At 69.2% G+C, this 14,114-nt stretch carries 11 protein-coding genes; 10 read left to right on the forward strand and 1 reads right to left on the reverse strand.

What is annotated here, in order from left to right; translation table 11 throughout:
• The first annotated feature begins 41 nt into the window (after nt 1–41).
• Together rpoC and MTS1_RS11500 are read left to right on the forward strand one after the other, a co-directional pair.
• Nucleotides 42–3,914, forward strand: a complete 3,873-nt coding sequence (gene rpoC / locus MTS1_RS11495) for a DNA-directed RNA polymerase subunit beta' (RefSeq protein ID WP_023954013.1) — start codon at nt 42–44, stop codon at nt 3,912–3,914.
• Between the two features lie 95 nt (nt 3,915–4,009).
• Entirely contained in the window at nt 4,010–4,591 is a 582-nt protein-coding gene (locus MTS1_RS11500; protein ID WP_023954015.1) for a hypothetical protein, read from the forward strand.
• Nucleotides 4,592–4,622: 31 nt separating this feature from the next.
• On the opposite strand, the gene MTS1_RS11505 is transcribed toward MTS1_RS11500, so the two are convergent.
• Nucleotides 4,623–5,270 carry a hypothetical protein gene (locus tag MTS1_RS11505; RefSeq protein ID WP_023954017.1) on the reverse strand — a complete coding sequence of 216 codons (648 nt, stop codon included), beginning with the start codon at nt 5,268–5,270 and terminating at the stop codon, nt 4,623–4,625.
• Nucleotides 5,271–5,399: 129 nt separating this feature from the next.
• On the opposite strand from MTS1_RS11505, the gene MTS1_RS11510 reads away from it, so the two are divergent.
• From MTS1_RS11510 to tuf, 8 genes are all read left to right on the forward strand, one after another.
• Entirely contained in the window at nt 5,400–6,491 is a 1,092-nt protein-coding gene (locus MTS1_RS11510) for a hypothetical protein (RefSeq protein ID WP_023954019.1), read from the forward strand.
• Nucleotides 6,491–6,964, forward strand: a complete 474-nt coding sequence (locus tag MTS1_RS11515; RefSeq protein WP_023954021.1) for a hypothetical protein — start codon at nt 6,491–6,493, stop codon at nt 6,962–6,964. The genes MTS1_RS11510 and MTS1_RS11515 overlap by 1 nt, the downstream gene beginning before the upstream one ends.
• A gap of 45 nt (nt 6,965–7,009) precedes the next feature.
• Nucleotides 7,010–7,672, forward strand: a complete 663-nt coding sequence (locus MTS1_RS11520; RefSeq protein WP_023954023.1) for a hypothetical protein — start codon at nt 7,010–7,012, stop codon at nt 7,670–7,672.
• 40 nt (nt 7,673–7,712) lie between these two features.
• Nucleotides 7,713–9,440 (forward strand): DUF5684 domain-containing protein, encoded by a 1,728-nt coding sequence (locus tag MTS1_RS11525; RefSeq protein WP_023954024.1) that lies wholly within the window; start codon nt 7,713–7,715, stop codon nt 9,438–9,440.
• A gap of 261 nt (nt 9,441–9,701) precedes the next feature.
• Entirely contained in the window at nt 9,702–10,070 is a 369-nt protein-coding gene (gene rpsL, locus MTS1_RS11530; protein WP_018187369.1) for a 30S ribosomal protein S12, read from the forward strand.
• Between the two features lie 5 nt (nt 10,071–10,075).
• The gene (gene rpsG, locus MTS1_RS11535) at nt 10,076–10,546 is read left to right on the forward strand and encodes a 30S ribosomal protein S7 (protein WP_023954027.1); all 471 of its coding nucleotides are present in this window, start codon (nt 10,076–10,078) and stop codon (nt 10,544–10,546) included.
• A gap of 69 nt (nt 10,547–10,615) precedes the next feature.
• Nucleotides 10,616–12,730, forward strand: coding sequence for an elongation factor G (gene fusA / locus MTS1_RS11540; RefSeq protein ID WP_023954028.1), 2,115 nt, complete (start codon nt 10,616–10,618; stop codon nt 12,728–12,730).
• 144 nt (nt 12,731–12,874) lie between these two features.
• Nucleotides 12,875–14,068, forward strand: a complete 1,194-nt coding sequence (gene tuf, locus MTS1_RS11545) for an elongation factor Tu (protein WP_023954029.1) — start codon at nt 12,875–12,877, stop codon at nt 14,066–14,068.
• Nucleotides 14,069–14,114 lie beyond the last annotated feature (46 nt).

Genomic DNA, 14,114 nt, shown 5'->3' on the forward strand with positions numbered 1-14,114 from the left:
TCCGGCCAGGCAACGAACAGAATTCCGACACAGGAGAATCAGTGCTCGAGTCACACACCTTCGATCAGCTTCGCATCGGCCTGGCCACTGCTGACGACATCCGTCGTTGGTCCTTCGGCGAGGTCAAGAAGCCCGAAACCATCAACTACCGCACGCTCAAGCCCGAGAAGGACGGCCTCTTCGGCGAGCAGATCTTCGGCCCCTCCCGCGACTGGGAGTGCGCCTGCGGAAAGTACAAGCGCGTCCGCTTCAAGGGCATCGTCTGCGAGCGCTGCGGCGTCGAGGTCACCAAGTCCTCGGTCCGTCGTGAGCGCATGGGCCACATCGAGCTCGCCGCTCCCGTGACCCACATCTGGTACTTCAAGGGCGTGCCCTCGCGCCTCGGGTACCTGCTCGACATGGCGCCGAAGGACCTCGAGAAGGTCATCTACTTCGCCGCGTACATGGTCATCTCGGTCGATGAGGATGCGCGTCACCGCGACCTCCCCACCCACGAGAACAACCTCCGCCTCGAGATCAAGAACCTCGGCGACCGCCGTGACGCCCGCGTGGCGTCGCGTCTGGCCAAGCTGGAGGAGGAGCTCGCGACCCTCGAGGCCGACGGCGCCAAGGCCGACCAGAAGAAGAAGGCCAAGGACTCCGCCGAGAAGGACATGGCGACGGTCCGCAAGAACTTCGACGAGCAGATCTCGCGCCTCGAGCGGGTGTGGGAGGAGTTCCGCTCCCTCGAGGTCGGCCAGCTCAAGCAGGAGGACGACGTCTTCCACGAGCTGCAGGACCGCTTCGGTCAGTACTTCGAGGCCTACATGGGCGCCGAGGGCATCCAGCGCCGCCTCGCGTCGTTCGACCTGGCCGCCGAGGCCGACTCGCTGCACCTGCAGATCTCCGAGGGCAAGGGCCAGCGCAAGATCCGTGCGATCAAGCGCCTGAAGGTCGTCAACTCGTTCCTGCAGACCGGCATGTCGCCGGCCTCGATGGTGCTCGACGTCGTCCCGGTGATCCCGCCGGAGCTGCGTCCGATGGTCCAGCTCGACGGTGGCCGCTTCGCGACCTCCGACCTCAACGACCTGTACCGCCGCGTGATCAACCGCAACAACCGTCTGCGTCGTCTGATCGACCTCGGGGCTCCCGAGATCATCGTCAACAACGAGAAGCGGATGCTGCAGGAGGCCGTCGACGCGCTCTTCGACAACGGCCGTCGCGGTCGCCCGGTCACCGGCACCGGCAACCGTGCGCTGAAGTCGCTGTCGGACATGCTCAAGGGAAAGCAGGGACGTTTCCGTCAGAACCTGCTCGGAAAGCGCGTCGACTACTCGGGTCGTTCGGTCATCATCGTCGGACCCCAGCTGAAGCTGCACCAGTGCGGTCTGCCCAAGCAGATGGCTCTCGAGCTCTTCAAGCCGTTCGTCATCAAGCGCCTGATCGACCTCGGTCACTCGCAGAACATCAAGGCGGCCAAGCGGGCCGTCGAGCGCACGCGTCCCGAGGTCTGGGACGTGCTCGAGGAGATCATCCGCGAGCGCCCCGTGCTGCTCAACCGTGCACCCACCCTGCACCGCCTGGGCATCCAGGCCTTCGAGCCCCAGCTCGTCGAGGGCAAGGCGATCCAGCTGCACCCGCTCGTGTGCGCCGCGTTCAACGCGGACTTCGACGGTGACCAGATGGCCGTCCACCTGCCGCTCTCGGTCGAGGCTCAGGCCGAGGCCCGCATCCTGATGCTCGCGTCGAACAACATCCTCAAGCCCTCCGACGGCCGTCCGGTCACCCTGCCCTCGCAGGACATGATCATCGGCCTGCACCACCTGACCACGGTCATCGAGGGTGCCAAGGGCGAGGGTCGCGTGTTCGGCTCCGTCGGCGAGGCGATCCTGGCGAAGGACGAGGGCACCCTCGACCTGCAGGCCAAGGTCCGCATCCGCATCCCCGGTCTCGCGTTCCTCGAGGGCGACGCCCCCGAGGGCTACGAGCGCCACGGTCTGGTCGACGCGTCGCTCGGACAGGCGATCTTCAACGACACCCTGCCCAAGGGCTACCCGTTCGTCCGCGAGCAGGCCGACAAGGGCAAGCTGTCGCAGATCGTCAACAAGCTGGCCGAGGAGTACCCCAAGACCGAGGTCGCGGCATCCCTCGACCGGATCAAGGACGCCGGCTTCCACTGGGCGACCCGTTCGGGCGTCACCGTGGCGCTCAGCGACGTCCTGACGCCGCCGAACAAGGCCGAGATCATCTCGAAGTACGAGAAGCTCGCGTCGAAGGTCCAGGGCCAGTTCGAGAAGGGTCTCGTGACCGACGCCGAGCGTCGCCAGGAGCAGATCAAGATCTGGACCGAGGCGACCGACGAGGTCCAGGCCGCCATGAAGGCGAACTTCCCGGCCGAGAACACCATCAACCGCATGGTCTCGTCGGGCGCCCGTGGTAACTGGCTGCAGATCCGTAACATCGCCGGTATCCGAGGCCTGGTCAACAACACCAAGGGTGAGATCATGCCGCGTCCGATCATCTCCTCGTACCGCGAGGGGCTGTCGGTGGCGGAGTACTTCACCGCGACGCACGGTGCCCGTAAGGGTCTGGCCGACACCGCTCTGCGTACCGCCGACTCGGGTTACCTGACCCGTCGTCTGGTGGACGTCTCGCAGGACGTCATCATCCGCGAGGACGACTGCGGCACCTCGAAGGGCCTCGAGCTCCCGATCGCCGCAGCCGGCGCCGACGGCGCCCTCATCAAGGACGCCAACGTCGAGAACTCGGTGTTCGCCCGTACGCTGGCGGCCGACGCCGTCTCGCCCTCGGGCGAGGTGCTGGCCGCGGCCGGCGACGACGTGGGCGACGTGCTGATCAACAAGCTCGTCGAGGGCGGGGTGACCTCCATCAAGGTCCGCTCGGTCCTGACCTGCGACTCCGCCGTCGGCGTCTGCGCGAAGTGCTACGGCCGTTCGCTGGCCACCGGCAAGATCGTCGACATCGGCGAGGCGGTCGGCATCATCGCCGCCCAGTCGATCGGTGAGCCCGGTACCCAGCTGACGATGCGTACCTTCCACACGGGTGGTTCGGCTTCGGCCGATGACATCACGCAGGGTCTGCCCCGCGTGCAGGAGCTCTTCGAGGCCCGTACCCCCAAGGGTGCGTCCCCGATCTCCGAGGTCACCGGCCGCGTGACGATCGACGAGACCGAGAAGTCGAAGAAGATCATCATCACGCCCGACAACGGCGACGAGCCCGTGGTCTACCCGGTCCTCAAGCGTGCGACCCTCCTCGTCGAGGACGGCCAGCACGTCGAGGTCGGCGACCCGCTGCAGGTCGGCACGCTCGACCCGAAGGACATCATGCGCGTGCAGGGTGCCCGTGAGGTGCAGAAGTACCTCGTCGGCGGCGTGCAGGGCGTGTACCGCTCGCAGGGTGTGCCGATCCACGACAAGCACATCGAGGTCATCGTCCGTCAGATGCTGCGGAAGGTCACCGTGGTCGACCACGGCGACACGACGCTGCTGCCGGGTGAGCTGGTCGACTTCAAGCGCTACCAGCAGATCAACCGCGAGGCGGTCGGCGAGGGCAAGCGTCCCGCGTCGGGTCGTCCCGAGCTGATGGGTATCACCAAGGCGTCGCTCGCGACGGAGTCGTGGCTGTCGGCCGCGTCGTTCCAGGAGACCACCCGCGTCCTCACGCAGGCGGCCATGGAGGGCAAGAGCGACCCGCTCGTCGGCCTCAAGGAGAACGTCATCATCGGAAAGCTCATCCCCGCCGGAACGGGCCTTGCGAAGTACCGCAACGTGGCCGTCGAGGCGACGGAGGAGGCGAAGAGCGAGCGGTACCCCAACCGCATCTTCGCGTCGGACGGCGCGTACAGCGACGCCGACCTGAGCTACGTCGACTTCGACAGCTTCTCCACCGACGGCGACTTCACCAGCTACAACTGATCGATCGCTGATCTCGCGAAGGGCCCCGGGCATGTCCCGGGGCCCTTCGTCGTGTCGGTCGGTCCGAGTCGGCGCCGCCGGATTAGCGTGGAGAGGTGGCACGCATCGGGGGTCGGAACGTCGTCTTCGCCTGGATCGTCGGCGTCATCTGCGCCGGAGTGATCGGCGCGCTCGCGATCTTGACGGTCCCGCTGGTCACGACGGGGATGGGGCTCCTCGGTGAGAGCGGCGGTGCCGGAGGTGCTGCCGCGGCCGACGGGCCGCAGGAGTGCCGCGACCTGTACCCCGAGGCGCTGTGGGTGACGTTGCAGTACTCGGCCGGCGCGCAGCTCGAGCAGACCTCGGACGCCCCCGTCTCGACGGCCGTCGCCCTCGTGGAGGCTCTCGCCCCCGAGGTGCGTTTCACGTGCACCTGGACCTCGGACGCCGGCTCGATCTCGACCACCGTCGGGTCGGTGGGAACGGATGCCGGCTCGATCGCGGCATCCGCTCTGCCCGCTCAGGGATTCGCCTGCGACGAACGCGGCGTGCGCACGCTCTGCTCGCGCACCGACGGCGACCTCGTCGAGACGATCGAGGCGGGGGAGGGGCATTGGGTCTCGACGTCGCAGTCGGCCTGGCATCCCGAGCAGTACGCGAGCCGGGTGGGCAACGCGGTCTTCGCCGCGGACGACTGATCCGGCGCGACCACCACGGCCGCGCGAAGCCTCAGGGGGCGGGGGTGGCGGCCCCCGCGGGCCACAGCGACGCGATGATCCCGGAGGTGTAGCCCTCGGGCGCGAGGTGCGAGAACTGCGTGTCGATCAGCACGCCGTCGCGGAAGAACAGCGTCCGCCCGTCGGTGACGGGATAGCGCGCGTTCTGCCAGGTCTTCTCGCAGCGCACGCCGCCGGCCGGCTCGTAGCAGGTGAACCCGATGCCGGTGAGCTCGTTGAAGAAGTCGATCACGGGGTTGCGCTCGGCGTAGGCGATAGTGGTCTCGATCTTCGCGGTGTCGGCGGCGGGGTCGGCCCAGACGCAGCGCAGTGATCCGTCGGGCCGGGTGCCGCTCTCGCCGAAGCCCGGGTCGTTCAGGGGCACGGCGGCGAGCGCCGCCCGGGCGGGGGCGCCGAGGATGCCGGCGCAGTCGCGCGGCAGCACGGTGGTCGACACGACCGAGCCGGATGCCGCGGGCGGCGGTCCGCCCGCTTCGGCGGAAACGGTCATCGCGGGGGTCGGGGTCGGCGCATCGCTCGCCGCCGTATTATCCGGCGTCGCCGCTGCGCCGGTGCCGGGCTCGGGGGCGCACCCCGCGAGCAGCGCGACCGCGACGAGCAGCGCTGCGGGCGCGAGGCGGGGGAGGGCGCGCGAGGTCATGGGACGACGATACGTCCGGCCGCCCGGACGGGTGCGCAGACACGTCGGCACGCCTGCGCGGTGCGCCCGCGTCGCCGGGATATCCTCGCCTCTGCGGCGGCACCGGCCACCGCGTGAGGAGCACATCGCATGAGCGACCCCAAGTACGGCGAGCCGGTCGACGAGCCGAAGCCGGTGGACGACGTCGTGGGCAGCGCCCGGGCAGGGCTCGCCGACGCCGAGGCGTCGCGCGATGCGGTCTCGGCCGATGACTGGGATGCCGCTTACGCCGGCTCCGGGACTCTGCCCGAGCGATCCGCCGACGCCGCCGACGCAGAACGCCCCGCAGTCGACCGCACGACCTCCGACGCCGACGCCGCCCGGCTCGACGCCGCCGCACGCGACGAGCGCACCGACACCGTCGGCTCGTCCGCGACCGCCGACAGCTGGAACTCCCCGAGCGAGTGGGACACCCCGCGCGATGCCGGCGACACGTCCACCGCGGACCGGGATGCGGATGCCGCCGCAGCCGGCACCACTGCAGCCGGTGGCGCCGCGGGCGCAGCCGCCAGCGACACCGCGACGCGCGCCTACCGCGCCGACGACGCCGACGGCACGAGCAGCGTGAGCGCGAGCGAGCCCGTGGCCGAGACGCCGGCTGCTGCTCCGAGCCCGCAGCCGATCTTCGTGCAGGCCCCCGAGGCGCCGACGCCGCGCGGCAACCGCGGAGCGGCCGGGGCCATCGGCCTCCTCGCCGCCATCGCCTTCGCCCTGGTCTACCTCGGTGCCGCTCTGGGCATCGACGCCGTCCGCGGTGAGGTCACGACCGCGAACATCGGCGAGCAGGCTCTCGCCGCCGCCACCTCCTGGTGGCTCTGGGTTCCCGTCGTCGTGTTCTTCCTGGCGTTCTGGATCCTGGGCGCCTTCATCAACCGCGGCCGCTGGGGCCTTTGGGTCCTGCTCGGCCTCCTGGTGGGTCTGGCGTCCTACGCGGGGCACATCGCGGGACAGCTCTTCCAGGCGCCGTTCTGGACGATCGCGCCGAGCCAGGCGCTCACGATCGTCGGTGAGCAGGCCTTCGCCCCGCTCGCGCTCGTCGCACTGGTCGCGGGCCGCGAGCTGACGATCTGGTTCGGTGCGTGGGTCGCCGCCCGCGGCCGTCGGGTCACCGAGCTCAACGCCGAGGCGCAGCGCGAGTACGAGCGCACGCTCGAGGCGGGACCGCAGCTGCACCGCTACTGATGACCACTGCCTCCGGCGGAATGCGCCCCGGGCTCGCCACCGCTTTCGCGGTCGTGGGCTTCGGGGCGCTCGCCATCTGCGGCCTGGGCATCCTGAGTCTGGTGACCGGTCAGGACGTCCTCGCGGTCCGCGGGCTCGGGCCGATCCCCGGCGCCGTCGGCTTCGCCGCCGCGGTCGTCGGGATCGCGCTCACGCTGATGGTCGCGCTGCGGGCACCGCATCCGTCGTATGCGATCTCGGTCCTCACGGGGGTTGTCGCGCTGCTGTCGTACCTCGCGGGCCTGGTCGCGTCCGCGCTGATCGTGGGGGTCGACGCGGCTCGTGCCTTCGCCGCTGCCGGCGGGTTCGCGGTGTCGTGGTTCGGTGTCCTGCTCGTCGCCGCAGCGGTCATATCGGGATGGTCGGCCGTCGCGCTGGTGCGGACGCGGGCGACGCCGCCGCGGTGGGCCTGGGAACGCGACGAGGACGAATGACGCGAAATCCCCGCGTCACCGGCCCGGATCGGCGACAATAGCCCCGTGGAGCGGTCGCTCGAGACCCAGGTCAGCCAGGCGGTGGATGCCTGGCTGCGCTGGCTGCCGCGCTGGCAGCCGGCGACCCACCGAGGCCGGGTCGCTCCCTGTCGTCGATGCATCGGCTCGCCCGTGCTGTCTGCGGTGGGACTGGGGGCGGACGTGCCGCACGGGGTGCAGCACGGCCTGTCGACGAGGATGAAGGCGATCGTGGATGCCGCCGTCGCCGAGTACACCTCGCGGAACCTGCCGATGCTGCAGGCCGAGCTCGACCAGCAGGCCGCACGCAACCGGGCCCGGAGCTACCGCCCTGCCGAGGGGCTCGCGCCCGAGTTCGAGGGGTTGCCGCTCGACCCCGAGCCGGTGGCCGGGGCGCCCTTCCTGTTCACGATCTCGGGGCTCGCGCAGGAGTCCGACGACGCCGTGCCCGAGCTTCCCCCGCTCAGCAGCGAGGCGAAGGCGGCCCTCCGCCAGGAGGTCGGCCTCGCCGACGACTACGCCAACATGATCGGTCGGGAGGTCTGCGCCGTGCTCCTGCATCACCGGCTGCGCGTGCAGGCGGCCGTCGCGCAGCACGTCGAACCTCAGATCGAGGCCATGCTCGCCGAGCTCACCCGATCGCTCGACGCGCCCTTCGAACCCGGCGCCGAACGCGGGGGCGACACGTGACGACGGTGCGCGGCGCCCGCGGGCTCTATCGTGGGATGCGATGACCACCTCCGGCAACGAATCGCTCCTCATCCTCCTCGTCGTGCTCTCGACGGTTCTGGGTGCGGTCCTCTACGTCTGGACGGCGCTCGCGCTGGCCGGCCTGTTCCGCAAGACGGACGAGGAGCCCTGGCAGGGGTGGGTGCCGGTGCTGAACATCGCGGTCGTGCTGCGCATCGGCGGTTTCAGCCCGTGGCTCGTCCTCATCGGTCTCGTCCCCGTGGCCGGCCCGATCGTGGTCTACGTGCTGCTGGTGATGGCCGCGCACCGCATCGGTCGCGGCTTCGGCGTCGGCCCCGGGATGACGGTGCTGGCCGCCCTGCTGTTCGTCGTGTGGGCGAGCATTCTGGGGCTCGGGCCCGCCCGCTGGCGGGAGGAGCGCGCCGCCGAGGTGGCACCGCCGCCGTGGGTCTTCACACCGCCGCTGTCGGACGCGGAGCAACAGGACGCCCCCGGTCTCGGCGTGCGGCGCACTCCCGAGCCCGCGGCGCCCCCGACGCTGGCCACCCCGACGCTGTCGGCGCGCCACTTCAGCCCCGAACCGCTCGCCGCCAGCGGTGAAGCCGCTCCCGAACGCGAACCCGAGCCGACCGACCTGCAGCCCTCGCCGTGGGCACCGCCGTCGCCGTTCGCCCCTGCCGAGGTGCCCGCCGCCGGCGCGGCGGTCGCTGCCCCGCCTGCCGTGGACGAGCCCGCTGCCGTGACCCCCGGTGCTCCGGCTCCGGCATCCGTCCCGGCTGATCCGGGAGCCGACCCCGTTGCCGTGCTCTTCGCCCCGGCCGCCGAGCAAGCGGCGCGACCCGCTGCCCCTGCCGAGCCCGCGCCGCCTGCGGCGGCCGCCGAGTCGGCCATGGCGGCCGCGCCCCCGGCGCAGCCCCCGGCCCCGGCAGAGCCCGAGGCTCGGCCGGCGTTCTCCGAGCCCGCGCCGCGCGAAGCGCGCGAGCCGATCCTCCGCGACCCCGCTCCGGCGGCCGAGACCCGCACGGAGGCCGCCAGTGCCGGAGCGGCCGGGGACGCCGACGACGGCTCGGACGACGCCCGCTGGCCGTCCGAGATCGACGACGTCTCGGCGATCTCGCCGTCGCCGTTCCCCTCGCGCGCCGCATCCGACCGCCCCGGGGTCATCCCCTCGTTCGCCGACCCGGATTCCGCCGCCGGGATGGGGCCGGGACGCCGGACGTGGGATGCCGTGCCCGCGACCCCGATCGCCCGTCGGGCCTTCGCGCGGACTCCCGACGAGTTCCCGGAGCTCTCCGACGAGGTCTCGGCCGTCGCGAGCGCGCCGGCGGCCGGCGAGCCGCGCACGGCTGAGGCGGCGGTGCCCGCGCAGCTGCGCCGCGCCGAGGTTCCCGACGACGGCGAGATCGACCACACCGTCGTCGTCGCGCGGCGCCGGGTCTACTGGCAGCTCGTCCTGCCCGACGGCGAGGTCGCGCCGCTCACCGGCGACGTCGCGATCGTGGGCCGTCAGCCCGCGCCCGACCCCGCCTACCCGCGGGCCCAGCTCGTGGCCATCGAGGACCGTACGCGCACCGTGTCGAAGACGCATGCACGCCTGGAACTGCGCTCGGGCCTGTGGCACATCACCGATCTCCACTCGACCAACGGCGTCGTGCTGACCAACTTCCTCGGCACCGAAATCGAGCTCGAGCCCGGATCGGATGCTCCGGCAGGCGAGCGCTTCCTCCTCGGCGACGCGGAACTGCGCATCGAGCGCCCCGGAACCTGACCCCGATACCACCGGCATCCACCGGCGTTTGCCCGCCTCGCCGGAGAGGCGTATCATTGATCGGGTGTGCGCTCGTGCGCGCCCTGCGTCGTGCCTCGGTCCGATGGTCAGGTCGAAGCGGAGCACGCGAATCGGGATCGTTCTGCGAACAGGACGCCCCCACGGCATATCCACCCTTCGAAAACGCAGCATTCGTGACGCGCCGGTGGATCTGTGGTGAAACCACGACGCTGTCACCGTGCAGCACTACAAGGAGAGAACGTGCCAACCATTCAGCAGTTGGTTCGCAAGGGTCGCTCGCCGAAGGTCACCAAGACCAAGGCGCCCGCACTGAAGGCGAACCCCCAGCAGGCGGGTGTCTGCACCCGCGTGTACACGACCACGCCCAAGAAGCCGAACTCGGCCATGCGCAAGGTCGCTCGTGTCAAGCTCCGCAACGGCACCGAGGTCACCGCGTACATCCCCGGCGAGGGCCACAACCTGCAGGAGCACTCGCTCGTGCTCGTCCGCGGCGGTCGTGTGAAGGACCTCCCCGGTGTCCGCTACAAGATCGTCCGCGGTGCGCTCGACACCCAGGCCGTCAAGAACCGTAAGCAGGCTCGCAGCCGCTACGGCGCGAAGAAGGGTTGAGTTAGATGCCTCGTAAGGGACCCGCACCCCGCCGCGTCGTCGTCAACGACCCGGTCTACGGTGCTCCGATCGTCACGCAGCTCGTGAACAAGATCCTCGTCGACGGCAAGAAGTCGATCGCCGAGTCGATCGTCTACACCGCCCTCAAGGGTGTCGAGGCCAAGAACGGCCAGGACGCCGTCGCGACGCTGAAGAAGGCGCTCGACAACGTCCGCCCGACCCTCGAGGTCAAGAGCCGCCGCGTCGGTGGCTCGACCTACCAGGTGCCCGTCGAGGTCAAGCCGCACCGTGCGAACACGCTCGCGCTGCGCTGGCTCGTCTCGTACGCCAAGGGCCGTCGTGAGAAGACGATGACCGAGCGCCTGCAGAACGAGATCCTCGACGCCTCGAACGGCCTCGGTGCCGCGGTCAAGCGCCGCGAAGACACCCACAAGATGGCCGAGTCGAACCGCGCCTTCGCGCACTACCGCTGGTAAACAGCTTCTCGGCGCCGGCCGGGGGACCCTCCCCGGCCGGCGCTCCCGACCAAACGTAAGGAACAGCCCGTGGCACAAGAAGTGCTCACCGACCTCAACAAGGTCCGCAATATCGGCATCATGGCGCACATCGATGCCGGCAAGACGACGACGACCGAGCGCATCCTGTTCTACACGGGCGTCAACCACAAGCTCGGCGAGACGCACGACGGCGCCTCGACCACCGACTGGATGGAGCAGGAGAAGGAGCGCGGCATCACGATCACGTCTGCCGCCGTGACCTGCTTCTGGAACAAGAACCAGATCAACATCATCGACACCCCCGGCCACGTCGACTTCACGGTCGAGGTCGAGCGTTCGCTGCGCGTCCTCGACGGCGCCGTGGCGGTCTTCGACGGCAAGGAGGGCGTCGAGCCCCAGTCCGAGACCGTCTGGCGTCAGGCCGACAAGTACGACGTGCCCCGCATCTGCTTCGTCAACAAGATGGACAAGCTGGGCGCCGACTTCTACTTCACCGTCGACACGATCGTCAGCCGCCTGGGCGCCAAGCCGCTCGTGCTGCAGCTCCCGATCGGCGCCGAGAACGACTTCGTGGGCGTCGTCGACCTCGTCGAGATGCGCGCGCTGGTCTGGCCCGGCGACGCCAAGGGTGACGTGACCATGGGCGCGAAGTACGAGATCCAGGAGATCCCGGCCGACCTCGCCGACAAGGCCGCCGAGTACCGCCAGCGTCTCCTCGAGACCGTCGCCGAGTCCGACGACGCGCTGCTCGAGAAGTTCTTCGGCGGCGAAGAGCTGACCGTGGCCGAGATCAAGGGCGCCATCCGCAAGCTCACCGTCGCCGGCGAGCTGTACCCGGTGCTCTGCGGCTCGGCGTTCAAGAACCGCGGCGTGCAGCCCATGCTCGACGCGGTGGTCGACTTCCTCCCCTCGCCCCTCGACGTGCCCGCCATCGAGGCGCACGACCCGAAGGACGAAGAGAAGATCATCGAGCGTCACCCCGACGCCAACGACCCGTTCGCGGCGCTGGCGTTCAAGGTCGCCGTGCACCCGTTCTTCGGTCGCCTCACCTACGTCCGCGTGTACTCGGGTCACCTCGACTCGGGCGCGCAGGTCATCAACTCGACCAAGGGCAAGAAGGAGCGCATCGGGAAGATCTTCCAGATGCACGCCAACAAGGAGAACCCGGTCGACTCGCTCACCGCGGGCAACATCTACGCCGTCATCGGCCTGAAGGACACCACCACCGGTGACACCCTCGCCGACCCGGCCGAGCCCGTCGTCCTCGAGTCGATGACGTTCCCCGAGCCCGTCATCGAGGTCGCGATCGAGCCGAAGACCAAGGCCGACCAGGAGAAGCTGGGTGTCGCCATCCAGAAGCTCGCCGAAGAGGACCCGACGTTCCGCACCGAGCTCAACCCCGAGACGGGTCAGACCGTCATCAAGGGCATGGGCGAGCTGCACCTCGACATCCTCGTCGACCGCATGAAGCGCGAGTTCCGCGTCGAGGCGAACGTCGGCAAGCCGCAGGTCGCGTACCGCGAGACGATCCGCAAGGCCGTCGAGCGTCACGACTACACCCACAAGAAGCAGACCGGTGGTTCGGGTCAGTTCGCGAAGATCCAGTTCGCGATCGAGCCGCTCGAGGTCACGGCCGACAAGACGTACGAGTTCGAGAACAAGGTCACCGGTGGCCGCATCCCGCGCGAGTACATCGAGCCGACCAACCAGGGCTTCCAGGACGCGATGAACGTCGGCGTGCTCGCCGGCTACCCCATCGTGGGTGTCAAGGCGATCCTCATCGACGGCGCGTCGCACGACGTCGACTCGTCCGAGATGGCGTTCAAGATCGCCGGCTCGATGGGCTTCAAGGAGGCGCTGCGCAAGGCCAACCCGGTCATCCTCGAGCCCCTGATGGCTGTCGAGGTGCGTACGCCCGAGGAGTACATGGGCGACGTCATCGGCGACCTGAACTCGCGTCGTGGCCAGATCCAGTCGATGGAGGACGGCTCGGGCATCAAGATCGTCCGCGCGCTCGTCCCGCTGTCGGAGATGTTCGGCTACATCGGCGACCTGCGTTCGAAGACCTCGGGCCGCGCGGTCTACTCGATGGAGTTCGACAGCTACTCCGAGGTCCCGCGCGCGGTGGCCGACGAGATCGTCCAGAAGAACAAGGGCGAGTAAGCCCTCGGGATGCCGGGGGCCCATGCTCCCGGCATCCACTCAAACTGAATATCGACCTCTCTACTAGAGTGAAAACATCCCCGTAGAGAACCGGTCGCAATCCAGCGCCCGGAGATCTACAACGACAGTCCTGAGGAGGACCCAGTGGCTAAGGCCAAGTTCGAGCGGACCAAGCCGCACGTCAACATCGGAACCATCGGTCACGTCGACCACGGCAAGACGACGCTCACCGCGGCGATCTCGAAGGTGCTCGCCGACAAGTACCCGTCGGCCACCAACGTGCAGCGTGACTTCGCGTCCATCGACTCGGCGCCCGAAGAGCGTCAGCGTGGTATCACGATCAACATCTCGCACGTCGAGTACGAGACCCCCAAGCGTCACTACGCTCACGTCGACGCCCCGGGTCACGCTGACTACATCAAGAACATGATCACCGGTGCCGCTCAGATGGACGGCGCGATCCTCGTGGTCGCCGCCACCGACGGCCCGATGGCTCAGACCCGCGAGCACGTGCTGCTCGCCAAGCAGGTCGGCGTGCCCTACCTGCTGGTCGCGCTCAACAAGTCGGACATGGTCGACGACGAGGAGATCCTGGAGCTCGTCGAGCTCGAGGTCCGCGAGCTCCTCTCGTCGCAGGACTTCGACGGCGACAACGCTCCCGTCGTCCGCGTCTCGGGCCTGAAGGCTCTCGAGGGCGACGAGAAGTGGGTCAACGCGATCGTCGAGCTCATGGACGCCGTCGACGAGTCGATCCCCGACCCCGTGCGTGACAAGGACAAGCCGTTCCTCATGCCCGTCGAGGACGTCTTCACGATCACCGGTCGTGGAACCGTCGTCACGGGCCGCGCCGAGCGCGGCACCCTCGCCATCAACTCCGAGGTCGAGATCGTCGGCATCCGCCCGACGCAGAAGACCACGGTCACGGGTATCGAGATGTTCCACAAGCAGCTCGACGAGGCCTGGGCCGGCGAGAACTGTGGTCTGCTCCTCCGCGGCACCAAGCGTGACGACGTCGAGCGTGGCCAGGTCGTCGTGAAGCCGGGTTCGGTTACCCCGCACACCAACTTCGAGGGCACTGCCTACATCCTCTCGAAGGAGGAGGGTGGCCGTCACAACCCCTTCTACACGAACTACCGCCCGCAGTTCTACTTCCGCACCACGGACGTCACCGGCGTCATCTCGCTGCCCGAGGGCACCGAGATGGTCATGCCCGGTGACACCACCGACATGTCGGTCGAGCTCATCCAGCCGATCGCCATGGAAGAGGGCCTCGGCTTCGCGATCCGTGAGGGTGGCCGCACCGTCGGCGCCGGCACGGTGACCAAGATCATCAAGTAAGTCCTTCGACTTCCTTCGCGAAACCCCTCGGACCTTCGGGTCCGGG

It is taken from the genome of Microbacterium sp. TS-1 (assembly GCF_000509385.1).
Lineage (GTDB): Bacteria > Actinomycetota > Actinomycetes > Actinomycetales > Microbacteriaceae > Microbacterium > Microbacterium arborescens.

Bases quoted from the DNA above. Each gene is read 5' to 3' on its own strand.
- MTS1_RS11505 (WP_023954017.1), bottom strand. From the start codon at position 5,270: ATGACCTCGCGCGCCCTCCCCCGCCTCGCGCCCGCAGCGCTGCTCGTC.
- MTS1_RS11510 (WP_023954019.1), top strand. From the start codon at position 5,400: ATGAGCGACCCCAAGTACGGCGAGCCGGTCGACGAGCCGAAGCCGGTG.
- MTS1_RS11515 (WP_023954021.1), top strand. From the start codon at position 6,491: ATGACCACTGCCTCCGGCGGAATGCGCCCCGGGCTCGCCACCGCTTTC.
- MTS1_RS11525 (WP_023954024.1), top strand. From the start codon at position 7,713: ATGACCACCTCCGGCAACGAATCGCTCCTCATCCTCCTCGTCGTGCTC.
- rpsG (WP_023954027.1), top strand. From the start codon at position 10,076: ATGCCTCGTAAGGGACCCGCACCCCGCCGCGTCGTCGTCAACGACCCG.